The 25048-nt window shown below is 69.2% G+C and carries 20 protein-coding genes; 9 read left to right on the top strand and 11 right to left on the bottom strand.

The genetic code is table 11. The annotated features are described in order from the left end of the window. Positions 1 to 597: hypothetical protein (locus tag PMI14_RS00020; RefSeq protein ID WP_193353603.1), on the top strand; the 597-nt coding region annotated here is incomplete at its 5' end. A 39-nt stretch (positions 598 to 636) separates the two neighbouring features. Here the strand turns inward: PMI14_RS00020 and PMI14_RS00025 are convergent. From PMI14_RS00025 to PMI14_RS00035, 3 genes are read right to left on the bottom strand one after another with little or no spacing between them, the layout of a single operon-like run. Then, positions 637 to 2001, bottom strand: a complete 1365-nt coding sequence (locus tag PMI14_RS00025) for a TIGR03862 family flavoprotein (RefSeq protein ID WP_007847613.1) — start codon at positions 1999 to 2001, stop codon at positions 637 to 639. Positions 2002 to 2039: 38 nt separating this feature from the next. Beyond that, a complete protein-coding gene (locus PMI14_RS00030) occupies positions 2040 to 5552 on the bottom strand; it encodes an exodeoxyribonuclease V subunit beta (RefSeq protein WP_007847615.1) in 3513 nt (1170 codons plus the stop codon). Then, positions 5549 to 8095, bottom strand: coding sequence for a PD-(D/E)XK nuclease family protein (locus tag PMI14_RS00035; protein WP_007847630.1), 2547 nt, complete (start codon positions 8093 to 8095; stop codon positions 5549 to 5551). Before PMI14_RS00035 ends, PMI14_RS00030 begins: the two co-directional genes overlap by 4 nt. Positions 8096 to 8204: 109 nt before the next feature. Here PMI14_RS00035 and trxA point away from each other — a divergent pair, with 109 nt between their 5' ends. Then, positions 8205 to 8537: a thioredoxin TrxA gene (gene trxA / locus PMI14_RS00040; RefSeq protein WP_007847638.1), complete on the top strand. Its 333-nt coding sequence runs from the start codon at positions 8205 to 8207 to the stop codon at positions 8535 to 8537. 261 nt (positions 8538 to 8798) lie between these two features. Then, positions 8799 to 10061 carry a transcription termination factor Rho gene (rho, locus tag PMI14_RS00045; RefSeq protein WP_007847642.1) on the top strand — a complete coding sequence of 421 codons (1263 nt, stop codon included), beginning with the start codon at positions 8799 to 8801 and terminating at the stop codon, positions 10059 to 10061. Positions 10062 to 10133: 72 nt separating this feature from the next. Here the strand turns inward: rho and PMI14_RS00050 are convergent, their stop codons facing one another. Further along, a complete protein-coding gene (locus PMI14_RS00050) occupies positions 10134 to 11522 on the bottom strand; it encodes a CoA transferase (RefSeq protein WP_007847645.1) in 1389 nt (462 codons plus the stop codon). A gap of 96 nt (positions 11523 to 11618) precedes the next feature. Between PMI14_RS00050 and PMI14_RS00055 the strand changes: the two genes are divergently transcribed. The 4 genes from PMI14_RS00055 to PMI14_RS00070 all read left to right on the top strand — a co-directional run bounded on the left by PMI14_RS00055 (position 11619) and on the right by PMI14_RS00070 (position 16457). Then, complete coding sequence (locus PMI14_RS00055) at positions 11619 to 12812, top strand: citrate synthase family protein (RefSeq protein WP_007847647.1); 1194 nt, start codon at positions 11619 to 11621, stop codon at positions 12810 to 12812. A 126-nt stretch (positions 12813 to 12938) separates the two neighbouring features. Continuing rightward, positions 12939 to 13205, top strand: coding sequence for a type B 50S ribosomal protein L31 (locus PMI14_RS00060; protein ID WP_007847661.1), 267 nt, complete (start codon positions 12939 to 12941; stop codon positions 13203 to 13205). Positions 13206 to 13383: 178 nt separating this feature from the next. Further along, positions 13384 to 15093 carry a hypothetical protein gene (locus tag PMI14_RS00065; RefSeq protein ID WP_035201774.1) on the top strand — a complete coding sequence of 570 codons (1710 nt, stop codon included), beginning with the start codon at positions 13384 to 13386 and terminating at the stop codon, positions 15091 to 15093. Further along, positions 15093 to 16457 carry an MATE family efflux transporter gene (locus PMI14_RS00070; RefSeq protein WP_007847665.1) on the top strand — a complete coding sequence of 455 codons (1365 nt, stop codon included), beginning with the start codon at positions 15093 to 15095 and terminating at the stop codon, positions 16455 to 16457. Before PMI14_RS00065 ends, PMI14_RS00070 begins: the two co-directional genes overlap by 1 nt. On the opposite strand, the gene phoR is transcribed toward PMI14_RS00070, so the two are convergent. The 7 genes from phoR to pstS form a co-directional block, all read right to left on the bottom strand. After that, positions 16414 to 17766: a phosphate regulon sensor histidine kinase PhoR gene (gene phoR, locus PMI14_RS00075; RefSeq protein WP_007847667.1), complete on the bottom strand. Its 1353-nt coding sequence runs from the start codon at positions 17764 to 17766 to the stop codon at positions 16414 to 16416. The two genes, PMI14_RS00070 and phoR, sit on opposite strands and share 44 nt — an antisense overlap. A gap of 57 nt (positions 17767 to 17823) precedes the next feature. After that, positions 17824 to 18540: a phosphate regulon transcriptional regulator PhoB gene (gene phoB, locus PMI14_RS00080; RefSeq protein ID WP_007847669.1), complete on the bottom strand. Its 717-nt coding sequence runs from the start codon at positions 18538 to 18540 to the stop codon at positions 17824 to 17826. Positions 18541 to 18555: 15 nt separating this feature from the next. Next, positions 18556 to 19257: a phosphate signaling complex protein PhoU gene (phoU, locus tag PMI14_RS00085; protein WP_007847672.1), complete on the bottom strand. Its 702-nt coding sequence runs from the start codon at positions 19255 to 19257 to the stop codon at positions 18556 to 18558. Between the two features lie 10 nt (positions 19258 to 19267). Then, the gene (gene pstB, locus PMI14_RS00090; protein ID WP_007847674.1) at positions 19268 to 20053 is read right to left on the bottom strand and encodes a phosphate ABC transporter ATP-binding protein PstB; all 786 of its coding nucleotides are present in this window, start codon (positions 20051 to 20053) and stop codon (positions 19268 to 19270) included. A 26-nt stretch (positions 20054 to 20079) separates the two neighbouring features. Beyond that, positions 20080 to 20976: a phosphate ABC transporter permease PstA gene (pstA, locus tag PMI14_RS00095; protein ID WP_007847676.1), complete on the bottom strand. Its 897-nt coding sequence runs from the start codon at positions 20974 to 20976 to the stop codon at positions 20080 to 20082. Then, positions 20973 to 21935: a phosphate ABC transporter permease subunit PstC gene (gene pstC, locus PMI14_RS00100; protein ID WP_238541777.1), complete on the bottom strand. Its 963-nt coding sequence runs from the start codon at positions 21933 to 21935 to the stop codon at positions 20973 to 20975. Before pstC ends, pstA begins: the two co-directional genes overlap by 4 nt. A 129-nt stretch (positions 21936 to 22064) precedes the next feature. Next, positions 22065 to 23105, bottom strand: a complete 1041-nt coding sequence (gene pstS, locus PMI14_RS00105) for a phosphate ABC transporter substrate-binding protein PstS (RefSeq protein WP_007847680.1) — start codon at positions 23103 to 23105, stop codon at positions 22065 to 22067. A gap of 194 nt (positions 23106 to 23299) precedes the next feature. Between pstS and PMI14_RS00110 the strand changes: the two genes are divergently transcribed. Next, entirely contained in the window at positions 23300 to 23791 is a 492-nt protein-coding gene (locus PMI14_RS00110) for a fasciclin domain-containing protein (RefSeq protein WP_007847681.1), read from the top strand. Positions 23792 to 23808: 17 nt separating this feature from the next. Beyond that, complete coding sequence (locus PMI14_RS00115) at positions 23809 to 24993, top strand: ABC transporter substrate-binding protein (RefSeq protein ID WP_007847682.1); 1185 nt, start codon at positions 23809 to 23811, stop codon at positions 24991 to 24993. The last annotated feature ends 55 nt before the right edge of the window (positions 24994 to 25048 follow it).

Here is a 25048-nt window from a genome sequence, read left to right on the forward strand (position 1 = left end):
CTGGCGGCCCCAGCCGATACCTCCTCTTTCGGCGACGAGGCCATGGCCGGCTGGCAGGAAGAGTCTGCACGGCTGTCTTCGGCCTATGAGGTCAACAGTGCGGTATTGCCCGACCTGGGCGACTACACCGCACGCAACCCCGCCCTCGCGGGCGGCGCGGCCGGCAACCCCCCCAGCACCCAGTACATGGACATCACGCGCTGGCTCACGCCGGATTCGCCGACCCGCTTCGGCCTGTCCCTGGGCCTGAGCGCGCCCGCGGCGGGCGCCATGCCGCTGGCTGCGGAAGCCGCCGCCCCCGCCAGTCTGGACCTGGGCGTGCGCTGGAGGTCCCGGCTGGAAAGCGGGCGGCAGCTCGATATCTCCGCCTGGGCGCGCACGCCGCAGGGAGCGCAGGCCCCCGATGCCCTGGGCCTGATCCGGCAGGCGCAGCAGCCCTCGTACGGCACGCGCCTGGAAGTGCAATGGGCCACCGCGAAAACCGGGGGCCTGACACCCGAGTTCGGTGCCGTAGGGGTGCAATTGCAGAGCGGCTCGCGCCTGGTGCTGCGGGCCCGCAAGGGCGGCCCGATGCTGTATTACCGCTCCAGGTTCTGACCAGGACCTGTTGCCACTGCTTGAGGGGCCACCAAGACCCTAGCGGGACTGCCCCAGCCAGCGCAGCACGCCCTCGCCCGCCGCCTTGCCGCTGGCCATGCTCGCGGTGAGCAGGTAGCCGCCGGTCGGGGCTTCCCAATCGAGCATCTCGCCCGCGCAGAACACACCTGGCGCGGCCGTGGCCATGAGGTGGGCGTCCAGCGCCTCGAAGGTGACGCCGCCGGCCGTGCTGATGGCTTCGTCCAGCGGCCGCGCCGCCACCACCGTCACGGGCAGGGCCTTGATGGCATGGGCCAGGGCCACGGGGTCGGCTATGCCGTCCTTGCCCAGGTGCTCGTAGAGGATGCCGGCCTTGATGCCGTCCAGGCCCAGGCGACTCTTCAAGTGGCTGGACAACGAGCGCGAGCCGCGCGGGTGGCGCACTTCCACCAGCACGCGCTCGGGCGTGTGGTCAGGCAGCAGGTCGAGGTGGAAGGTGGCGTGGCCATGGGCCTCGATCTCGTCGCGCAGCAGCTGCGAGACGGCGTAGACCAGGCTGCCCTCTACGCCGGTGGCGGTGGCCACGAACTCGCCGCGGCGGTGAAAGCTGCGCCCCTGGCTGTCGGTGAAGCCGATGGCCACCGTCTTGAACGGCTGGCCGCCAAAGCGCTCGGTGAAGTGCGGGGTCCAGCCCACGGCGGGCGCAGGCGTGCGGCCGATCAGCTCGCGCAGGAAATCGCGCCGCGTCTCGCCCGCGGGCGCATCGGCGCGCACCACGTCGAAACCGCTGTTGGCCGGGCGCAGCGGCGCCACGGCCACGCCGCGCGCCTCCAGCAGCGGCACCCAGGCGCCGTCGGAGCCCAGGCGCGCCCAGCTGCCGCCGCCGAGGGCCAGCAGCGTGGCGCGCGCGCCCACGGCCACCTCGCCGGCTGGCGTGGCAAAGCGCAACGCACCGCCCTGGCCGGCATCGGCCCAGCCCAGCCAGCGGTGGCGCATGTGGAACTGCACGCCCTGGCTGCGCAGGCGCTGCAGCCAGGCGCGCAGCAGCGGCGCCGCCTTCATGTCGGCCGGGAAGACGCGGCCCGAGGTGCCGACGAAAGTCTCCACACCCAGGCCCTGGGCCCATGCGCGGACGGCGGGCCCGCCAAAGGCGGTGATCAGCGGCTCGACCTGCTTTTCGCGGCCGGCAAAGCGGGTGGCAAAGGCCTCGTGCGGCTCGGAGTGCGTGAGGTTGAGCCCGCCCTTGCCGGCCAGCAGGAACTTGCGGCCCACCGAGGGCATGGCATCGAACACATGCACGGCCACGCCTGCCTGCGCGAGCACCTCGGCGGCCATCAGGCCGGCCGGGCCGCCGCCCACGATGGCGACATCACAGGCCAGGCCCGGGGCGGCCGCGTCCTGGGCGGTGGAGGTGCTTGCATTCATGGTGGTGGGGCTTTCGGAAATCGGAACAACGGCAGGGGTCAGAACAATGAACCCTGGGGGGAATCATCCACCGCGGGCGGCGCCCGGCGGGGTTTGGCGGCCACCGGCGGTGCAGGTGCTGCGGGGGCGAGAGTATGCCCCAAGGTGCCGCCCCCACCCGCCGCACCGGCATCCGCAGGCACCACGACCATGCGCCCGTCGCCGGTCAGGAAGGCTGCATGCACCGGCTCGCCGGGCATCAGCGCGCGCACCGCCTCGCGGTAGCGCTGCAGCTGGGCCATCAGCCCAGGCTGGCGCTCGGGCTGGGCGGCGCTCTTGTAGTCGAGCACCCACCAGCCCGGCGCAGGGCCGGTACCGTGGCCCGCCATCGGCCGATGCACCAGGCGGTCGAGCCGCAGGCTCTGCCCCTGGTGGTTCAGGGGCGCCTCGTTCATGGCACTGTCCATCTCGGCCGGATCCCAGGCCCAGGCGCCCTCGCCCGCCAGGATGCGCTGGGCGAGTTGCGCGGCGCGCGCGGCGGCCGCGGCGGTGATCTCGTGGTCCTGCGCCAGGCGGGCCAGGCGCGCGGGCTGCCAGCCGTGGCTGCGCAGCTGGGCCAGCGCCATGCCCGCGACGCCGGCCTGCTCCAGCAGCTGGTGCATGGCCTCGCCCAGGCGGGATTCGGGCGTGGACTCGCGCGCCTGCCGCTCGGCCGGGCCGTCGGGGCGGTTCGAGCCCCCGAACCCTTCGACCAGGCCCGCACCGGACTCGCCCTTGCGACCCTGGCCCAGTTCCGGGGGTAGCACAGGCAACCCGGCCACGGCGAAGACCTCTGGCGCGTCGGCCTCCACCACCAGGCCCCCGGCGCCGTCGTCGCCGGGCACCACGGCCTCCTGCACCAGCGTCGCCAGGCGGTTCCACCAGCTGCCGGGCGCCGAGCTCGTGGGCTGCACGGACGACAGGGCCAGGCAGTGCTTGGCCCGCGTCATCGCCACGTAGAGCATGTTGAGCTCCTCGCGCTGGCGCGCCTGCTGCTCCACGGCCAGGGCATCGACCGCGCTGGGTGGCGGGCTCGATTCGCTGGCCAGGAAGACGAAGCCCGTGGGCACCGCCTGCTCACCGGGCCAGTCCACCAGCACGCCCATGGTCTCGGCCTTCTGCGGGCGGGTGTCGGTGTCGAGCAGCAGCACGCACTCGGCCTCCAGCCCCTTGGCGCCATGCACGGTGAGCAGGCGGATGGCCTGCGCATCCACGCGACCGGGCGCCCGCACCCCGCCCTTCTTCATGGCACGCACGAAGGCATAGGGCGTGAGGTAGCGCCCGCCATCGTGCTGCAGCGCCGCCGCCAGCAAGGCGCGCAGATTGGCCTGCACCGCCGCACGCTGGGTAGCCGGCGCCGCCGCCGCAAAGCGGGCCAGCACGTCGCCCTCTGCATAGATGGCGTGCAGCGCATCGTGCGGCGGCAATGCATCTACCCAGGCCTTGTACAGCGCAAGCACGGGGCCGGCAGCGGCAGCTGGCGTGCCCTCCATGAGTTCTGGCCGCTGCAGCAGTTCGAACCAGTTCAGGCTGGCGTGCTCGGGCTGGCGGCGCAGCAGCGCCAGGGCCACCAGGGCATCGTCACCCAGGCCGAACAGCGGCGACCGCAGCGCGCGCGCGAGCGACAGGTCGTGCCCGGTGGAGACCAGCGCATCGAGCAGGGCCACGATGTCCTGCACTTCGGGTGCATCGAACAGGTCGGCCTTCTCGGGCTGCACACAGGGCAGGTGCAGGGCACGCAGTGCGTCCTGCATGGAGGCCAGGCGGTCGCGCTTGCGTGCCAGCACCAGCACCTCCTTGGGTGGCACGCCCTGCGCGATCTGCCGGGCCACCCAGCGCGCGGCCTGCTCGCATTCGCGCATGCGCTGGGTTTCCTCGGCCTCGTGGCGCGGCTCGGTCAGGCTGTCGCGCCAGGCCAGCAGGCCACTGCGGCCCGACGGTCCCTCTTCGTCCAGCGGGCCGATCGCGGGCAGGCGCAGCAATTCGCCGGGGTCGGTCGATTCGGTCGTGTGCTCGCGAAAGCCGCTGGTCTCGCCCTGCGCCTGGGCCGTTCCCAGGGCATCGTTCACGGCCGCGATCACGCCGGTGGCGTTGCGGCGCGTGTGGTCGCAACTGAGCAGGTCGCCCGAGAGGCCGTTGCGCACGAAGGCCTGCGCCGCGATGAACACCTGCGGCTCGGCCCGGCGAAAGCGGTAGATGCTCTGCTTGGGGTCGCCCACGATGAACACGCTGGGCGCGCCGGCACCGCCGCCCGAGCCCGCATAGCCCGACAGCCAGGCGTGCAGGGCCTGCCACTGCAGCGGGTTGGTGTCCTGGAACTCGTCGACCAGCAGGTGGCGGATGCGGGCATCGAGCCGCTCCTGCACCCAGCCGCTGAGCACCGGGTCGGCCAGCATGACCAGGGCCGTGCGCTCCACGTCGTTCATGTCCACCCAGCCGTGCGCGTTCTTGACGGCGGCGAACTCCCTGACCAGGCACCGCGCCAGCCGCGCCATGCGCTGCTGGTGCTGCCAGGCATCGTGCTGGAGGCGCGCCAGCAGCAGGCGCTGCAGCTCGGGCTCGGCCTCCTGCGCGGCGGCGAACTTTTCGAGGTTCTTGGAGAGCCGGTCTTCCTTGGCCACGAACAGGGCCTTGCGCAGCAGGTCCAGGCGCAGGTCCAGGTCGTCGCAGGCGAAGGCGTCGACGATGGCATCGGCCGCCTTCTGCGGCGTCTTGGCAGACTCGGCGCCCAGGGCCTGGGCGCGGTCGAGCCAGCGGCGGCGCACTGGGTCGCCCCGCAGCGCCTCGGCGGGGCTGGCGAGGCCGGCCAGTTCGGGGCAGTGTTCGAAAAACGGCGGCACCGAGGCATCGACCACGCCGGCCTCGTCGGCCAGGTCGAACTCCACGCGCTTGGACAGGGCCGCCGCGAGCGCCTTGTGCGTCTGCGAGCGGCCGTGGCGGAACACGACGGCGGCGTAGTCGGCGCGCAGGCCGGCGTGGCTGTCCACCGCGTGCAGAAAGGGCTGCCAGACCTCGCGCACGGCCTCGGCATCGTCCTCCAACAGGTCGAAGTTGGCCGGCAGGCCCCGGGCCTGCAGCAGCGCCAGCGGCGCCGTGCCCAGCAGCGCGGCAAACCAGCTGTGGAAGGTGCGGATCTGCACCGGCCGGCCGCTCTCCAGCATCGTGCGGTACAGGCCGCGCAGGGCCTCGCGCTGCTCCAGCGCACGTTCGGGGTGGATGCCACGGGCCACGAGCTCCCCCGTGAGCCGGTCCAGCGGCGCATCGGCAAACTGCTCCAGCCATTCCTGCAGGCGCTGGCGCATTTCGCCCGCGGCCTTCTTGGTGAAGGTGATGGCCAGGATCTCGTGCGGCGCGGCCCCGTCGAGCAGCGCGCGCAGCATGCGCGAGACCAGCATCCAGGTCTTGCCCGCGCCCGCGCAGGCCTCGACTGCCACGCTGCGCTGCGGGTCGCAGGCAATGGCATAGAAGCCCTCGCGCGAGATGGGCTGGCCGTTGTGTTCGTAGGCGGCGCCCTTCATTCCAGGATTCGTCATGCCCAAAAGTCCTTGCGGCACAGGCCGCGCACCGCACAGTATTCGCAGACCATGCCTTCGCCCAGCGCGGGCATGGGGTCGCCTGCGGCGATGCGCTCGAAGTCGTGCTGTATGCCCTCGACCAGCAGGTCGCGCAGGGCCACCACCTCCTCCTGCTCGTGCATCTGCGTCTCGCCGCGTTCGCCCACGTTCACGTAGGCGGCGCGCAGGGTGTCGTGGCTCAGGAGCGCAGCATAGAAGGCCAGCTGCGTGTCCTCCGATCCGGCGCCGATGCGCTGGCGCGTGACGGAGTCGGTCTCGGTCTTGTAGTCGATCACCAGGGTGGTCACTTCGCCGGTACCCGACACCGCATCGATGCGGTCGATGGTGCCCACCAGTTCCATCGCGCCCAGCGGCTGCGTTGTGCGCAATTCGGCCTGGCGAAAGACCGCCCCCTGCTGCTCGTGCCGTGCCAGCCAGCGCAGGTAGCCATCGCGCACCTGGGGCCAGCCTGCGGCAAAGGGCAGGAAGTCGCCGCCCGAGAGGCCCTGGCGCGCGGTGACCGCCTGGGCCGACTCGTCGAGCCGGCCCAGGCGTGCAGGCCCGGCGTCGAGCGGGGCATCGAGCAGGCCCTCGTGGAAATGCTGCAGCACCTCGTGCAGCCAGTTGCCGAAGTCGCGCTTGTCCACCTCGCTGCCCAGCTCCTCCGCCTCTTGCAGGCCGAGTTGGCGCAGCGCGAAGAAGCGATACGGGCAATGGCGCAGGTCCGAATACGCGGTAGAGGACAGCTTGTGCACCGGCAAGGCCTGGCCGCTGGGCAGCGGCCGGGCCGTGGGCGTGCTGGCCACGCTGCGCGCAAGGCGCAGGTCCTGGCCCGCATGCGCCGTGCCATCGAGGTGCAGCGCCAGCACCAGGGCGCTGGCCAGCAGCGGCTCGCCCCCCTCGTCGCCGGTGCGCCACAGCACGTCCACCACGAGGGTCTGCAGCGCGCTGCGCCAGGCCAGGCGCTGTGCGGCCTCCAGCGATTCGCGGGTGGGCAGGCCCCAGGCCTCGCGCTGGGCCTGCGTCCACTCACCGGGCGGCTCGGGCGCAGGCTGCAGGCGCTTTTCGTCGCAGCCCGGCAGCACCAGTGCCGCAAAGGTCCGCCCCAGCAGCTGCGGCAGCGGCAGGATCACGACCGGCGCGCCGGGCGGCGGCGGGGGCACGAAACGCGCAGCCTCCAGCACCTCGTCGGCCCAGCGCGTGAACTCGGCCAGTGCCATGCGCCGGCCCACGCCCTCCCAGGCTTCGAGCTCGGCCTGCAGTCCTTCGGGCAGGCGCAGCAAGGCCAGCACCCGCTCGCCGGCCTCGTCGGCCTCGAGCACGGCCCACTGGCCCGTGGCCTCGAGCAGCCCCCGCAGGGCCGCGAGCCACTGCACCAGCGGGCGCGCCGCGCGCAGGCCGGCACGCCAGGCCTCGGTCTGCGCCACGCCGGCGGCCAGCGCCGGGTGCGCGCTCCAGTCGCGCGCGGCCACCGCATCCCAGCGCGCGAGCGATGCCCGGCGCAGCGCTTTTTCCAGCGGGTTGAGCGCGGCGGCCGGCCATGCGGGCACCTGCTTGAGCCAGGCGAGCACGGCGTCGGCATCGGCATCCCAGGCGCAGGCCTTCAGTGCGGCCATGACCTGTGCGGCCGCGCGCGTGGTCGACAGCGTCCAGCCGCTTTCATCGCGCACGTCCACGCCGCTGCTGCCCAGGTGGGCGTGCACGCGGCGGGTCAGCGCCCGGTCGGTGGCGGCCAGCACCACGGGTGTGCGGCCTGCGGCCAGGTGGTCCAGCACGCAGGCGGCGGCGCGCTGCGCCTCGTCCTCGGCGTCACTGGCCGCATGCAGGGCGACCTGCCCCTGCGCCCCCCCATCCTCGCCGGGGGCATACAGCTGCAGCACCAGGGCCCGCTCGCCCCAGTGGGCCTGCAGCGCGGCGGCCAGGGGCTCGGCCTGGAAGCCTTCGAGCACCACCAGCGCGTCGGTGGCGGCGCGCACGCCCGCCTCGAACAGCACGTCGGTGGCGTAGCGCGAGGCCAGTGCCCATTCGAGCGCAATGCGCGCCACCACGGCCTCGAAGCGCAGGGCGCTGCCCTCGTCCGCCACCGGCAGCAGGCCGCGCGCCTGCACGCCCCATATATCGCGCTGCGCGGGCGGCACGGCCGCCACGGCCAGGGCCAGTTGGGCCGCAGCCTGCTGCAGCGGCGTGGCCAGCACCTCGCGCTGCGCCGACAGGCCCGCCTGGTCGAGCAGGGTGCGCGCAGTGAGCGTATCGCGCGCCACATCGCCGGCCAGGTCGCGGCCCTCGGGCACGAAGACCGCCAACTGGTGGGCCCAGTTGCGCGTGGTCTCGAAGCGCGGAACGAAGCTGTCCGGCTGCCGGCGCGCCCACAGGCGCTGGCCCCAGGGCATGAGCTGCGCATAGGGCACCAGCACCACGGTGCGGGCCGCATGCGCACCGCACCCAGCGAGGTGCCGCGACACGGCGTCCAGCACCCGGGCCCAACAAGGGGCCGCCTGATCGGTTTTAGCTATGACAGTCATAGCATCGGAGGGCCCGGCCACACCGGTGAACGTGGGATTGGTTTCTGTCACAATGACCCAACTTTATACGTACCCCGGTCCCAACCCGCCCAGATACAAGGAATACGCCATGGCCAGCGAACTCATCAAGCACCTCACCGACGCCAGCTTTGAAGCCGACGTACTGCAGTCCACCACCCCCGTGCTGGTGGACTACTGGGCCGAATGGTGCGGCCCCTGCAAGGACATCGCCCCCCACCTCGACGACCTGGCCAAGACCTATGAAGGCAAGCTGCAGGTCGCCAAGCTGAACATCGACGAGAACCGCGAAACGCCTGCCAAGTTCGGCATCCGCGGCATTCCCACGCTGATGTTCTTCAAGGACGGCCAGCTGTCGGCCACCAAGATCGGCTCCATGCGCAAGGAGCAGTTGACGGCCTTCGTCGACCAGCAACTGGCCTGAGGCCTTGCTGGCTGCGGCTCCCCGGGCCGGGGTGCCGCAGCCCTCTTTCTTCACCGCCGCTTGCATCTCTTCACATGCCCGCAAGCAGCGGCCCGGCCTTCCCGGATTTTTTCCTGTCATAATTCCAGCAGATCACCGGCTTGCACGCATTGGCAGCCGGTTCGAGAGATCCTCAGGCACGCCGTGACTGCCATCAGCAGACCACCGGCGAACAGCCCACCTCCCCCGAGACACCTACCTACTCCGCCAAGGAGTCATTCCATGCACTTAAACGAACTCAAGGCACTGCACGTGTCTGAAGTCCTGAAGCAGGCCGAAGAACTCGAAATCGAAAACACGGGCCGGATGCGCAAACAGGAGCTGATGTTTGCCATCATCAAGAAGCGCGCCAAGGCGGGCGAGCAGGTGTTTGCGGATGGGGTGCTGGAAATTCTGCCCGACGGTTTCGGCTTCCTGCGCAGCCCGGACACGAGCTTCACCGCGAGCACGGACGACATCTACATCTCCCCCAGCCAGGTGCGCCGCTTCAACCTGCACACCGGCGACATGATCGAAGGCGAAGTGCGCACTCCGAAAGACGGCGAGCGCTACTTTGCCCTGACCAAGCTCGACAAGGTCAACGACGGCCCACCAGAGCAGAACAAGCACAAGGTGATGTTCGAAAACCTGACGCCCCTGTTCCCCAAGGAGCAGATGCGCCTGGAGCGCGACGTCAAGAGCGAAGAGAACATCACCGGCCGCATCATCGACATCATCGCGCCCATCGGCCGCGGCCAGCGCGCGCTGATCGTCGCCCCGCCCAAGAGCGGCAAGACGGTGATGATGCAGCACATCGCCCACGCCATCACGGCCAACAACCCCGACGTGCACCTGATGGTGCTGCTGGTGGACGAGCGCCCTGAAGAAGTGACCGAAATGCAGCGCACGGTCAAGGGCGAGATCATCGCTTCCACCTTCGACGAGCCCGCCGCACGCCACGTGCACGTGGCCGAGATGGTGATCGAGCGCGCCAAGCGCCTGGTCGAGCTCAAGAAGGACGTGGTGATCCTGCTCGATTCCATCACCCGCCTGGCCCGCGCCTACAACAACGTCGTGCCCTCCAGCGGCAAGGTGCTGTCGGGTGGTGTGGACGCCGCTGCGCTGCAGCGCCCCAAGCGCTTCTTCGGCGCCGCCCGCAAGGTCGAGGAAGGTGGCTCGCTGACCATCATCGCCACCGCGCTGGTCGACACCGGCAGCCGCATGGACGAAGTGATCTTTGAAGAATTCAAGGGCACGGGCAACTGCGAAATCCACCTGAACCGCCGCCTGTACGAAAAGCGCGTGTTCCCCGCCATCGAGCTCAACAAGAGCGGCACGCGCCGCGAAGAGCTGCTGCTGGTGCCCGAGATCCTGCAGAAGACCCGCATCCTGCGCCAGTTCATGTACAACATGGACGAGATCGAGTCCATGGAACTCATGATCAAGAACATGAAGGCGACGAAAACCAACGTCGACTTCTTCGACATGATGCGCCGCGGCGGCTAGGCACTCCCTGGCACCTTCGCACAACGCCTCGCAGGTTTCACGGCCTGCGGGGCGTTGTGCCTTCTGCACCACCTACCAGCGCGCCTGCGCGGAACCCAGGGCCAGTGCCGGCCGGTCCCAGTGCATGGCGGCGCCCTGCACTTGCAGTGGTGCGCGCACCCGCCGGGCCGGCCCCCAGGAGGTGGGCTCCAGCGCGTCATCCACATCCTCGTGCTGCTCAGGCGCCAGCGGCTCCACGGCGCCGCGCTCGGCGGACACCAGCCAGCGTGCCGTGCGCGCCAGCGACAGCCGCGCCGTGCTGCCCGCTCCGGTGGCCACGCGGCGTACCAGGCCGCGCACGGCAGCGGCCGCCATCAGATAGCCCGTGGCATGGTCGATGGCCTGCACCGGCAGCGGCGTGGGCCGGTCGTGCCCACCCCAGCGCATGCCAGCGTCGGCGATACCGGTGCTCATCTGCACCAGGCTGTCGAAACCACGCCGGCCCTGCCAGGGACCGCTTGCGCCGTAGGCGCTGAGCGACACATCCACCAGGCCCGGGTTGAGCGCGCGCCTGCGCTGCGCACCCAGCCCCAGTTGCTCCAGCGCGCCGGGCCGCAGGCCATGCACCAGCACATCGGCCTGGCGCAGCAAGCCTTCCAACACCGCGCTATCGGCAGGCACCCGCAGGTCCAGCCGCGCGCAGCGCTTGCCCAGCACCACCTCGGGCACGGTGACGGGCTCGTCCCAACCGGGCGGATCGATGCGCAGCACGTCCGCGCCATGGCCCGCGAGAAAACGCGTGGCCGTGGGGCCGGCCAGGATGCGCGTGAGATCGAGCACGCGCACACCGCGCAGGGGCCGCGCGGGTTTGGTGGGCCAGGTGGGCTGGGCCACCGGGTCTGCGGTCTCCCAGTGCACCAGGGGCTCCGCCTGCACCGCCCGGCCCTGCGGGTGGAGCCCCCAGTCTTCGATGCTTCGCATGGCGGCTGCACAACCCCCCTGCGCCACCACGGCAGCCTCCAGCGCGTCGGACTTCCAGCGTCCCACGGCGTGTGCCACGGCCTCCCGGTCGGCCGCCACCCCCAGCACGGCCAGGGCTGCATCGCGGTGGTGCGGCGCATTCGTGTGCAGCCGCACCCAGCCATCGGCCGTGCGGTAGTCCCCGGCCACGGCATCCCAGACCGGCGGCAGGGTCCAGCCCTGGGGACGCAGCGACATGCCGAACCAGAAGGACGCGAGGCGCCGGTCCACCTGCACGGCAGGCCACGCGCCACCCGCCTGCGCCAGGAGCTCAGCCACGGCCAGCCCCGCCACGCCGACCGAGGCGGTGGCCAGGTCCGTGACCGGAAACACCGAGGGCAGATCGCCCCGGCCTGCAACCGACAAGTGGTCCAGCGCCGATGCGGGGCCACCCAGCGCCGTCCATGCCTGGCCAGCCAGCGCCAGGGCGCCTGGGGGAACAGAAATCAGTGGGGCGGGCATGAGAACCTCCTTGAAAGAAGCTTCTCAGAATAGATTGGCAGCATTTATTGTCAATATTGATTTATATTTTCAACATGCCTTTTCTCTGATCCACCCATGTCTAGCTACCTCACCGCCGCCGAAACCGCCGAGCGCCTGGGTGTCTCGCGCGCCACGCTGTACGCCTATGTGAGCCGCGGCCTGCTGCATGCCCACCCCGGCCCCACACCACGCGAAAGCCGCTATGCGCAGGCCGACGTGGAGATGCTGGCTGGCCAGCGCAAGCGCGGCCGCAAGCCGCGCGAGGTGGCCAAGGCCACTTTGAGCTGGGGGCTGCCGGTGCTCGAATCGGCGATCACGCTGATCGAGGACGGCCAGCTGTACCTGCGCGGCGTCCCGGTCGAGAATCTGGCGCAGTCCTGCAGCGTGGAGGCCGTGGCCGCCCGGCTCTGGCAGTGCACGCAAGCCGCCGCCTTTGGCGCCGGTGCCCCCGAGGCCTCCCCCATGCTGGCTGCCGTGCAGTCGCATCTGGCCGGCCACCGGCCAGAGGAGGCCCTGCTGCCGCTGTTCACCATCGCCAGCGACGACGCGCCCACCGCCCAGTGGCAGACCACGCCCGAGCGCCTGGCCGAGGGCTGTGGCGCCCTGGTGCGCCAGCTGGCCGCCTGCCTGCTGGGCACGGCGCCCGGTGCCGACCCCATCCACCTGCAGTGCGCCCGGGCCTGGCAGCTCGACGACCAGGGGGCCGACCTGGTGCGCATGGCGCTGGTGCTGTGCGCCGACCATGAACTCAATGCCTCGGGCTTCACGGCGCGCTGCGTGGCCTCCACCGGCGCCAGCCTGCGCGCGGCCGTGGTGGGCGGGCTGGCGGCGCTGACCGGCGCGCGCCACGGCGGGGCCACGGCCCGGGTGGAGGCCTTGTGGGACGAACTGGACGGCAGGCAAGAGCAGTCCTCGCCCGCCGCAGGCCTGCGCCAGCGGCTGGCCCGCGGCGAGGCCCTGCCCGGCTTTGGCCACCACCTGTACCCGCAAGGCGATGGGCGCGCCCGGCTGCTGCTGGCGCGCATCCTGCCCGCGCGCCCGGTCTGGGCGCCCTGGGTCGCCGACGCCCAGGCCCTGGTGGGCCAGCCCCCGTCCCTGGACTTCGCGCTGGTGGCCGTGCGCCGCCACCTGGGTCTGCCGCAGGGTGCCGCCTACGGGCTGTTCGCGCTGGGACGCTCCCTGGGCTGGATCGCGCACGCACTGGAGCAGCGCAGCAGCGCCGGCCTGATCCGTCCACGGGCTGCCTACACCGGCCCACGCCCCGCCTGAGTTTGGGGAAATCACTGGACTCTGGTTATAATGGAGGGCTTTTTCTGCGGAAAGTACGCTGGATGCTCCACGGCGCAAAGGTTGCTCCGGGTCCAGCACGGCTCCCGCACTTGACAAGGATTGATCATGAAAGAAGGCATTCACCCCAACTACCGCGAAGTTCTGTTCGTGGACCTGTCCAACGGTTTCAAGTTCGTGACCCGTTCGTGCGTGAACACCAAGGAAATGGGCAAGACCGACGACGGCCGTGAGCTGCCCCTGTTCAAGCTCGATACCTCCAGCGAATCGCACCCCTTCTACACGGGCACGCAAAAGTCCGTGGACAACATGGGCGGACGCGTCGAGAAGTTCCGCAACCGTTTCGGCAAGACCACCGCTACCGCTGCCAAGTAATCCTTCGCACGCTGTATGCCAAGAAGGCAGCCCGGGCAACCGAGCTGCCTTTTTTCATGTTTGCGCCCCTGCGCTGTGACCGGGGTTACCAGACTTACCCTGCCCTTCACAGCCTGCTGACGGAACCCGGGCGCTTATCCCTTATTCTTGGCGGCTCCTTCAAGCCACCAGCCGACGCGTGAATCCACCGACCCCAGCCATCGTTACCCAGAATGCCGTGCGGCCACTGCCGCGCTGGGCCCTGATGCTGCTGTGCATTGCCTATGTGATCCCCGGCTTCGTGGGGCGCGCGCCATGGAAGAGCGCCGACATCACCGCCTACGGCTACATGCTGGAGTTGGCGCAGGGCCGCACCAGCTGGCTCAACCCGCTGCTGGGCGGCATGGCACCCGAGACCGAGGGCCTGCTGCCCTACTGGATCGGGGCCCTGGCCCTCCAGTGGGCGCCGGCCTGGCTGTCGCCCGAAATGGCCGTGCGCATCCCTTTTGCCGCGCTGCTGGCCCTCACCTTCATGGCCACCTGGTACGGCGTGTACTACCTGGCACGCAGCCCGGGTGCGCAGCCCGTGGCCTTTGCCTTCGGCGGCGAGGCCACCCCGCTCGACTATGCGCGCGCCATTGCCGATGGCGCCCTGCTCGCGCTGATCGCCTGCCTGGGCCTGGCCCAGCTTTCGCACGAGGTGACGAGCTACCTGGTGCAACTGAGCTGCACCTCCTTCCTGTTCTTTGCCTTTGCCGTGCTGCCCTACCACGCCACCAAGGCGCTGGGAGCCATGCTGGTGGGCGCCTTCGGCCTCACGTTGGCGGGCGCCCCTGCGCTCACGGTGCTGCTGGGTGCCAGCGGCGTGCTGCTGGCGCTGCGCCTGCCCGACAAGGACGCGCGCCAGTGCCGGGCCTGGGCGGTGGCCACGGCCCTGGTCATCGTGGCTGCGGCCGTGCTGGCCTGGCAGCTCGACCTGTGGCGCTGGCGCATCGTGAGCACCGAGGGCGGTGGCAAGGAATGGGCGAGCCTGGCCCGGCTGCTGGTCTGGTTTGGCTGGCCAGCCTGGCCCCTGGCGCTGTGGACGCTGTGGCGCTGGCGCAAGCAGATCGCCAGCCGCCAGTGGCACCGCCACCTGCTGCTGCCGCTGTGGTTCACGGCCATCTCCATCGGTGCCACCATCACAACCCAGCCGGCCGACCGCGCCCTGCTGCTGGGCCTGCCCGCACTGGCGGCACTGGCCGCCTTCGCGCTGCCCACGCTCAGCCGCAGTATGGGCGCGCTGATCGACTGGTTCACGCTGATCTTTTTCAGCGTCTCGGCCCTGGCGATCTGGGTCATCTGGATCGCCATGCAGACCGGCGTGCCCGCCAAGCCGGCGGCCAATGTGGCCAAGCTCGCGCCGGGCTTCGTGCCGCAGTTCTCGCTGCTGGCCCTGGTGGCGGCATTGGCCGCCTCGGTGGGCTGGTGCGCGCTGGTGTGGTGGCGCGCCTCGCGCAACCGCGCCCCGATCTGGAAGAGCCTGGTGCTGCCCGCCAGCGGCGCCGCCCTGAGCTGGCTGCTGCTCATGAGCCTGTGGCTGCCGCTGCTCGATTTCGCGCGCAGCTATGTGCCGCAGATGCGCGCCGTCACGGCCGTGCTGGGCCCACAGCCCGGCTGCGTGCAGACCGTGGGCCTGAGCCGCGCCCAGGTGGCCGCGCTGCAGTACCACGCCGGCCTCACGCTGCACCCTGCCAGCCTCGCGGTGACCGGCTGCGAGTGGCTGGTCTCGGACATCGCCTCCTGGCCCGCACCGGCCTCCAGCGTGGATGGGCTGCAGTGGGAACGCGTGGCCACCGTGGCACGCCCCACCGACAAGACCGACTTCCTGGTGCTGCTGCGCCGCATCGAAACCGAAACCAAACCCTGATGAGCGAGCTGTCGACCATTTCCCGCCACGCCGTGACGGTGCTGGCCGGGCAACTGGCCGTGATGGCCTTCGGCGTGGCCGACACCATCGTGGCGGGCCGCTACAGCGAGGCTTCGCTGGCCGCGCTGTCGGTGGGCTCGGCCATCTTCATCAGCGTCTACGTGGCGCTGATCGGCGTGCTCAGCGCCCTGCTGCCGGTGTGGGCCGAGCAGCGCGGTGCGGGGCAGCAGCAGCAACTGGGCGCCTCGCTGCGCCAGTCGCTGTACCTGTGCGCCGTGGCCAGCATCCTGGGCATGGCCGTGCTGCTCTCGCCCGGCGCCGTGCTGCGCTGGACCGAGGTGCCCGATGCGCTGCGCAGCGAGGTCGAGAACTACCTGGCCGTGCTCGCGCTCGCTCTGCCGCCGGCCCTGCTGTTCCGCATCTACAGCACGCTCAACCAGGCGCTGGGCCGCCCCCAGCTGGTCACCTGGCTGCAGGTGGGCTCGCTGTTCATCAAGGTGCCGCTGTCCATCTGGTTCACCTTTGGCGGCGCAGGCCTGCCCGCGCAGGGCGCCGTGGGCTGCGCCTGGGCCACGCTGGTGGTCAACTGCAGCATGCTGGCGCTGGCGGTATGGCTGCTGCGCACGCAGGCGCTGTACCAGCCGCTGGCCCTCTGGAAGCCGCTGGAACGCCCGCACTGGCCCACCATCGCGGGTTTTGCACGCCTGGGCGTACCGGCGGGCCTGGCGGTGATGGTGGAAGTCACCTCGTTCACCCTCATGGCCTTGTTCATCGCGCGCCAGGGCACGGTGGCCTCGGCCGCGCACCAGATAGCGTCCAACCTGGCGGCCGTGCTGTACATGGTGCCCCTGTCGCTGTCCATTGCCGCCAGCGCGCGCGTGAGCTACTGGCTGGGCGCGGGCGAACCGCTGCGCGCGCACCAGGTGGCGCTGCTGGGCATGCGCCTGGCCTGCGCCATGGGCCTGGCCCTGGCGGCGCTGATGTTCCTCGGGCGCAACCACCTGGGCGCGCTGTACTCATCGAACGCACAGGTGGTGGCGGTCACGGGCGGGCTGCTGGCCTGGGTGGCCGCCTACCATGTGGCCGACGCGCTGCAGACCCTGTGCGTGTTCGTGCTGCGCTGCTACCGCATCACGGTGGCGCCGCTGGTGGTGTACTGCACCCTGCTCTGGGGCGCCGGCCTGGGCGGCGGCTACCTGCTGGCCTACCAGGGCCTGGGGCCCTGGGCCGCGGTGGCCACGCCGGCCACCTTCTGGGCTGCCAGCGCTGCCGCCCTGGCCGTGACGGCCGCCCTGTTCGCGGCCATGCTCTGGCGTGCGATCAGGCTGCCAGCGCCTGCGGCACTGGCAAGCGCAGCCGGTTGACCGGAAAGGTGACGCAGAAGGTCGAGCCCTTGCCCAGGGTGCTCTGGATGGCGAGCGTCGCGCCATGGCGCTGCAGCACATGCTTCACGATGGCCAGGCCCAGGCCCGTGCCACCGGTCTCGCGCGAGCGGCTGCGGTCCACCCGGTAGAAGCGCTCGGTCAGCCGCGGAATGTGCTCGGGCGCAATGCCCGGGCCCGTGTCCTTGACCGAGAAGGTGGCCGAGCCATCCTCCTTGCGCACCCAGCCCACCGTGATCGTGCCGCCCGCAGGCGTGTAGCGCACGGCGTTGTTGATGATGTTGGACAGGGCGCTCTGCAGCTCGGCCGGCACACCGGCAATGTCCCCCTGGGCCAGCAGCTCCGCCTTGCTCGGGAACAGCAGCGTGTGGGGGCGCTGCTGGGTCTGGGCCAGCAGGGCCGACAGGGCACGGCTCTCTTCCTCGCAGCGTTGCACCAGGCCTTGCACCGGCATCCACTCGGCCATGCCGGGTGGCGGACTGCCCTCCAGGCGCGACAGCGTGAGCAGGTCCTGCACCACGCTCTGCATGCGTGCGGCCTGCTGCGACATCATGCCCAGGTAGCGGGCGCGCTCGTCCTGTGCCAGCGGCAGGGTCTGCAGTGTCTCGACGAAGCCCATGAGCACCGTGAGCGGTGTGCGGATCTCGTGCGAGACGTTGGCCACGAAGTCGCGGCGCATGGCCTCGGCCTGCTCCAGCGCCGTCACATCGCGCGACAGCAGCAGCGTGCGCCCGTCGCCATAGGGGTGCAGGTGCACCGAGATGCGCACCGGGCGCGAAGGCGTGCTGTTGCGCCCCTCCAGCACCACGTCGTGCGAGAAATCCTGGGCCGTGTAATAGGCAGTGAATTCGGGGTCGCGCACCAGGTTGCCGATGGACTGCATGACGTCGCGCTGCGCGTCAAAACCGAACTGGGCGGCGGCCATCTGGTTGCACCACTCAATGTGGCCCTTTGCATCCAGCAGCACCACCCCGTTGGGCGTGGCCTGCAGCGCAGCCAGTATCTCCTGCAGGCGGTTCTGGCTGCTTTGCACCTCCTGGGCCTGCAGGCGCAACAGGCGCCGCGACCGGTCGGCCGCCTCGCCCCACATGCCGCGCATGACCGGTGCGCGCGACAGCTCGCCCGTGCGCAGCCAGCGCAGCACGCGCGCGCCGCGCAGCAGGTCCCACACAAACCATGCCCAGGCCGCTATTGCCGCTCCCAGGGCCGCGCCCCAGGGCCCGCCCTGCCACCAACCGAGCCCGCCGCCGGCAATTTGCCAGAGCAGAAAATACGTGAATCGCCAGAGCATGCAGGTTGCAAAGCCTTCTCAGAAAACCAGGGGCGCCGCGCGGCGCCCCGTGAACCATCAGGCCTGCAGCTGCTGCGCCTGGGGTTGCGATTGCGCCGTGAGCCGGTAGCCGGCGCCGCGCACCGTCTCCACCATCACCGACGCGGCACCCAGCGCTTCGCGCAGGCGCTTGACGTGCACGTCCACTGTACGCTCTTCGATGAAGACATGGTCGCCCCAGACCTTGTCCAGCAGTTGCGAGCGGCTGTGCACGCGCTCGGCATGCTTCATGAGGTAGTGCAGCAGCTTGAACTCGGTGGGGCCCACCTTGAGCTGCTGGCCCTGGAAGGCCACGCGGTAGGTGCCGGCATCGAGCACCAGGTCGGCAATGGTCACGCTGTCGCTGACCTGCTCGGGCGCACGGCGGCGCAGCACGGCGCGGATGCGCGCCAGCAGCTCCTGCGTGGAAAACGGCTTGGTGATGTAGTCGTCGGCGCCAGCGTCCAGGCCTGCCACCTTGTCCGGCTCGTCGCCGCGTGCGGTGAGCATGAGGATGGGGATGGCCTTGGTGCGCGCATCGGCGCGCCACTTGCGCGCCAGTGACAGGCCACTCTGGCCGGGCAGCATCCAGTCGAGCAGGATGACGTCGGGCAGCACGGCATCGAGCTCGCGCTGGGCCGAATCGCCATCTTCGGCCCAGAAGGGCTGGAATCCGTTGTGCCGCAGGTTGACCGCGATCAGCTCGGCGATCGCAGGTTCGTCTTCGACAATCAGAACACGGGGTAGCTTTCTCATACAGCGTTCACAGGCCTACAGCACGGCCGATTCGATCTCATCGAGGGCCGTGTGGCGCACGTCCTTGCCCTTGACCAGGTAGATGATGAGTTCGGCCACGTTCTTCGAATGGTCGCCGATGCGCTCGATGGCCTTGGCCAGGAACAGCAGGTCCAGGCTCGGGGAGATCGTGCGCGGGTCTTCCATCATGTAGGTGACCAGCTTGCGCACGAAACCGTCGAACTCCTTGTCGATCAGGTCGTCCTCCTTGAGGATGGAAACGGCCATCGCGGTGTCCAGGCGGGCAAAGGCATCCAGCGCCTTGCGCAGCAGGCCCGAGGCCAGCTCGGCCGCCACGCGCAGGTCGCTCGATGGCAGCGAGCGGGCGGCGCCGCTTTCGATGATGGAACGCACCATGCGCGCCATCTTGTTGGCCTCGTCGCCCATGCGCTCGAGGTTGGCCGTGGCCTTGGAGAAGGCCAGCAGCAGGCGCAGGTCGCGCGCGGTGGGCTGGCGGCGCGCGATGATGGAGGACAGCTCGTGGTCGATCTCCACTTCCATGGCGTTCACGCGCACTTCGATGGCGGCAACCTGCTCCACGGCCTCGATGCTGAACTGCGACAGGGCGTAGACCGCCTGGCGGATCTGCGACTCCACGAGGCCGCCCATTTCCATGACGCGGGCGGAGACGCTGTTGAGTTCGGAGTCGAACTGCGACGAAAGGTGCTTGTCGGGCATTGCTGTCTCCTTAGCCGAAACGGCCGGTAATGTAGTCTTCGGTTTCCTTGCGCTGCGGCTTGAAGAACATCTGTTCCGTCTCGCCGAACTCGACCAGGTCGCCCAGGTACATGTAGGCGGTGTAGTCGCTGCAGCGTGCGGCCTGCTGCATGTTGTGGGTCACGATGACCACGGTGTACTCGTTCTTGAGTTCGGCGATCAGCTCTTCCACCTTGGCGGTCGAGATCGGGTCCAGCGCCGAGCAGGGCTCGTCGAGCAGCAGCACTTCGGGCTTGATGGCAATGCCGCGGGCGATGCACAAACGCTGCTGCTGGCCACCGGACAGGCCCGAGCCGGTCTGGTTGAGCTTGTCCTTGACTTCGTTCCACAGGGCTGCCTTGCGCAGCGCCCATTCCACGCGGTCGTCCATGTCGGTGGCGCTCAGGCTCTCGAACAGCTTCACGCCGAAAGCGATGTTGTCATAGATCGACATCGGGAACGGGGTGGGCTTCTGGAACACCATGCCGACCTTGGCACGCACCAGGGCCACGTCTTGCTTGCTGGTCAGCAGGTTCTCGCCGTCCAGCACGATCTGGCCTTCGGCGCGCTGCTCGGGGTACAGCTCGAACATGCGGTTGAAGGTGCGCAGCAGCGTGGACTTGCCGCAACCCGAGGGGCCGATGAAGGCCGTGACCTTGTTCTCGGGGATGTCGAGGTTGATGCCCTTGAGGGCATGGAACTTGCCGTAGTAGAAGTTCAGGTCGCGCACCGTGATCTTGGACTTGTTGGGCACGTCGTTCTTGAGAATAGCGGACATGAGAGTGTCTTTCTTGCTGCTAGGGCTTACTTGTGGCGGGTCAGGACCCGCGCCAGGATGTTCAGGCCGAGAACGGCGACGGTGATGAGGAACACACCGGCCCAGGCCAGTTGTTGCCAGTTCTCGTACGGGCTCATGGCGAACTTGAAGATGGTCACGGGCAGGCTGGCCATGGGCTTGGACAGGTCGCCGTTCCAGAACTGGTTGTTCAGTGCGGTGAACAGCAGCGGAGCGGTTTCGCCGGCGATGCGGGCCACGGCCAGCAACACACCGGTGATCACGCCGGCGCGGGCTGCGCGCAGCGTCACCAGGATGATGACCTTCCATTTGGGCGTACCCAGGGCGTAGGCCGCTTCGCGCAGGCTCGACGGCACCAGCACCAGCATGTTCTCGGTGGTGCGGATGACCACCGGGATCACGATCAGCGCCAGCGCCAGGATGCCGGCATAGGCCGAGAAGCTGCGAAAGCGCGCCACCACCACGGCATACACGAACAGGCCGATCACGATGGAGGGTGCCGACAGCAGGATGTCGTTGACGAAGCGCGTCACCGAAGCCAGCAGGCTCTTGGTCTCGTACTCGGCCAGGTAGATGCCGGCCATGATGCCGATGGGCGTGCCCACGAATGTCGCCAACATCACCATCACGAACGAACCGAAGATGGCGTTGGAGATGCCACCTGCTTCATTGGGTGGCGGCGTCATCTGCGTGAACAGGGCGACGCTCAGGCCACCGACGCCCAGGCGGACGGTTTCCCAGAGGATCCAGATCAGCCAGAAGACGCCGAATGCCATGGCGGCGAGCGACAGGACCAGGGCGATCTGGTTGACGCGCTTGCGGCTGTTGTAGCGCGCCTGGCGCTGCTGGTCGAGCTCGGCCGCCGAAATCAGGCGCTGCCCGGTGCTGGTGGTGGTGCTGCTCATGAGCGCGCTCCTTCATTCTTTTGCAGGCGGGACAGCAGGATCTTGGAGCAGGTCAGCACGACGAAGGTGATGAAGAACAGGACCAGGCCCAGGTAGATCAGCGAGGCCTGGTGCAGGCCTTCGCCGGCTTCGGCGAATTCGTTGGCCAGGGCCGAGGTGATGCTGTTGGCCGCCTCGAACATCGACAGGGAGGACAGCTGGTTCATGTTGCCGATGACGAAGGTCACGGCCATGGTCTCGCCCAGCGCACGGCCCAGGCCCAGCATGATGCCGCCCAGCACACCGGTCTTGGTGTAGGGCAGGACCACCTTCCACACCACCTCCCAGGTCGTGGAGCCCAGGCCGTAGGCGGATTCCTTGAGCAGGGCAGGGGTGACTTCGAACACGTCGCGCATCACCGAGGCGATGAACGGGATGATCATGATGGCCAGGATGATGCCGGCCGACAGGATGCCGATGCCCACCGGAGGGCCCGACACGAACGCACCCAGGTAGGGAACGCCCTGGAACAGGGACTGCAGCGGCTGCTGCACATAGGTCGCGAGGATGGGGCCGAACACCATCAGCCCCCACATGCCGTAGACGATGGAGGGCACGGCAGCCAGCAGCTCGATGGCCGTGCCCAGGGGGCGCTTGAGCCAGGAGGGCGACAGCTCGGTCAGGAACAGCGCGATGCCGAAGCTCACGGGCACGGCGATCAGCAGCGCGATGGCGGAGGTGGCCAGCGTGCCGTAGATCATCACCAAGCCGCCGTACTCGTTCTGCACGGGGTCCCAGACACTGCTGGTGAGGAAGCCCAGGCCATATTTGGCGATGGAAGGCCAGGCCCCCACCACCAGCGAAGCCAGGATGCCCAGCAGCAGGAGCAGGGTCAGGATGGCAGCGCCACGTGCAAAAAAGCCGAACAGCTTGTCGGCCAGCACGCCGGAGATCAGGGGGCGGTGTGGGGAGGGGGGCATTTTCTCAGTACGCAAAGGGGCCGTCGCAATGGACGGATTGTCGCGGACCGGCATCGTTGTGGACACGTTGGTAGCCTTGATTCAATGGATTTGAAGTTGAAGGGCCGGCTTACCGCCGGCCCTGTCAAATTACTTGAACGCTACGGCCTTGCCGGACGTATCCTTGATATCACCCCAGGACTTCAGGATGATGGCCTTCACGCTGTCGGGCATGGGCACATAGTCCAGGTCGGCGGCGGTCTTGTCGCCCTGGGTGTAGACCCAGTCGAAGAACTTGAGGGCCGTGGTGGCCTGGACAGGCTTGTCCTGCGCCTTCTGCATCATGATGAAGGTGGCGGAGGTGATGGGCCACGAATCCTTGCCGGGCTGGTTGGTGAGGATCTGGTAGAAGCTCTTGGCCCAGTCGGCACCGGCAGCAGCGGCCTTGAACGTGGCATCGTCAGGAGAGACGTAGTTGCCGGCGGCGTTCTGCAGCTGCGTGTAGGTCAGCTTGTTCTGCTTGACGTATGCGTACTCGACGTAGCCGATGGAGTTGGGCAGGCGGCCCACGAAGGCGGCGACGCCTTCGTTGCCCTTGCCGCCCGCACCGGTGGGCCAGTTCACGGCCGTGCCTTCGCCGACCTTGGACTTCCACTCGGCGTTCACCTTGCTCAGGTAGTTGGTGAAACCGAAGGTGGTGCCGGAGCCGTCGGCGCGGCGCACGGGGGCGATGGCGGCGTCAGGCAGGTTCACACCGGGGTTCAGCGCCTTGATGGCGTCGTCGTTCCACTTGGTGATCTTGCCCAGGTAGATGTCACCCAGGACCTGGCCGCTCAGCTTCATCTGGCCGGGCGCGATGCCCTTGATGTTCACCACGGGAACGATGCCACCGATCACGGTGGGGAACTGCACCAGGCCCTTCTTGGCCAGTTCGTCGTCCTTCAGGGGCGCGTCCGAAGCGCCGAAGTCGACCGTCTTGGCTTCGATCTGGCGCATGCCGGCACCCGAACCCACCGACTGGTAGTTGATCTTGACGCCCGTGGCCTTGTTGTAGTCAGCCGCCCACTTGGAATACAGAGGAGCCGGAAAACTGGCGCCTGCGCCGGTGGCTTCCTGCTGTGCCATGGCCTGAGAGAACGCACCAGCAGCGACCACACCAGCAACAAGGACCCGAATCGCGGACATTTTCATGGAGATACCTCTTGGGATGAATGAGTTGGGATGAGGCGACTCTAGGACCCGTATGTGACATTGTCGTGACACACAGATCGGTTGTCACACATCCCGCTCCTCTGTACAGGCGTTTACGTTTGTCATCCAGTTGTCACGGTGCCTGCTTAGTCTCCCGCCACCGAGATGAATCGGCTACCTACCTGGAGAATCACATGTTCCGCCGTTACGCACTGCAATCTGCCCTCGCCCTGGCTACGGTCGCCGCCCTGGCCGGCTGCGCCAGCACCGGTTCCGCCCCCACCCCCCTGGACAGCACGATTGCAAAGACGCCTTCGCTGAGCACCTTCAACAAGCTCGCAGCCCAGGCGGGCCTGGCTGACACCCTCAAGGCCGCCGGCCCCTACACCGTGTTCGCCCCCTCGGACGACGCCTTCAAGGCGGTGCCCGCCAAGACCCTGGCCGACCTGCAGGCCAACCCGGCCCAGCTCAAGGCCGTGCTCAGCCACCACATCGTGGCCGGCAACGTGACCGCTGCCGCCGTCAAGTCCGGCAACACCAAGACCCTGAACGGCTCCGACGTGGCCCTGTCGCGCGCCGGCACCTTCGTCACCGTGGAAGAAGCCATGGTGGAGAAGGCCGATATCGTGGCCACCAACGGCGTGGTGCACGTGGTCGACCGCGTGCTGATGCCTCCCAAGAAGTAATCGCACCACCACGCGACATGGAACGCACACCCCCTCCTTCCGGCGTTCAGCGCCGCCACTGGCTGCAAGGGGTGGCGGCCATGGGCCTGGCAGGCCCGGCCTGGGGCCAGGGCACCGACCCATCCACCAGAAAATCGGATGCCGACCGCCCCCATGTGGTGGCGCAGATCGCCGACCTGTCCCCCGACCAGCAGGACGTGAGCCGCGACTTCCTCGTCGGCTCGCGCACGGCCTGGCAGGAGATCAATGCCAGGGGGGGCGTCCAGGGCCGGCCCGTGCAGCACCTGACGCTCGAGACCGACGGCACGCCCGCGGGCCTGCAGTCCGCCTGGCAGACCGCGCAGCGCCAGGCCGCCTGCATCGCCCTGTCGGGCTGCGTGGGCAACACTGCGGCCAGCGGCCTCATCGCCCTGCAGGCCAAGGCGCCCGGCGATGCTGCCCTGCCCTTCGTGGCGCCCTGGCTGCATGACACGGCAGGCATTTCCACCGCCACGGGTTCCAGCGACACCGTGTTCGACGTGTTCGCCGGGCACGAGGCCCAGATCACCCATGCCATCAAGAACCTGGCCAGCATGGGGGTGCAGACGGTGGGCGTGGCCTATGCCAGCGCTTCCGCGCGGCGCCAGTCCGAAGCCATGGTGGCGCATGCCGCCCAATCGATGGCGCTCAAGGTGCAGGCCCTTGCGCCGCAGGGTGCTGCAGCCAAGACCGGTGCCGGTGCGCGCGTGGACCAGTCCATCGTGCTCTTCATCGGCGGCACGCCCGAGCTCTTTTCGTTCCTGGACCAGCTCGCGCTGCCCCAGGGCCGCCAGTGCTACGTCGTGGCCCTGGCCGATGTGAACCTGCAGGTGCTGGCCCAGATGGGTCCGACCGCGGCCAAGGCCTCGGTCATCGTCACGCAGGCCGTTCCCATGGTGAACGCCAGCCTGCCCGTGGTGCGCAGCTACCGCGAGGCGCTGGCCCGCCTCTACGACGAACCGCCCTCCCCGCTGGGCCTGGCCGGCTACATCGCCGCGCGCTACACCGCCGAGGTCATGGGCGGCATCAACGGCCCCATCACCCGGGCCAGCATGCTGGCCGCGCTGCAAAAGCGCGCCACGCTGAACATCGGCGGCTATACGGTCAGCTACCAGGGGCGCCAGCGCGCCAGCGCCTACGTGACCCAGGCCATGCTCACCACGGCGGGACGCATCATTGGCTGAACTCGCCTCCAGACGACGGCCCGGGTGCTATGCTGGGCCGAAAGGAAAACAGCGC

The organism is Acidovorax sp. CF316, from assembly GCF_000276605.1.
In the GTDB taxonomy this organism is placed as follows: domain Bacteria; phylum Pseudomonadota; class Gammaproteobacteria; order Burkholderiales; family Burkholderiaceae_C; genus Acidovorax.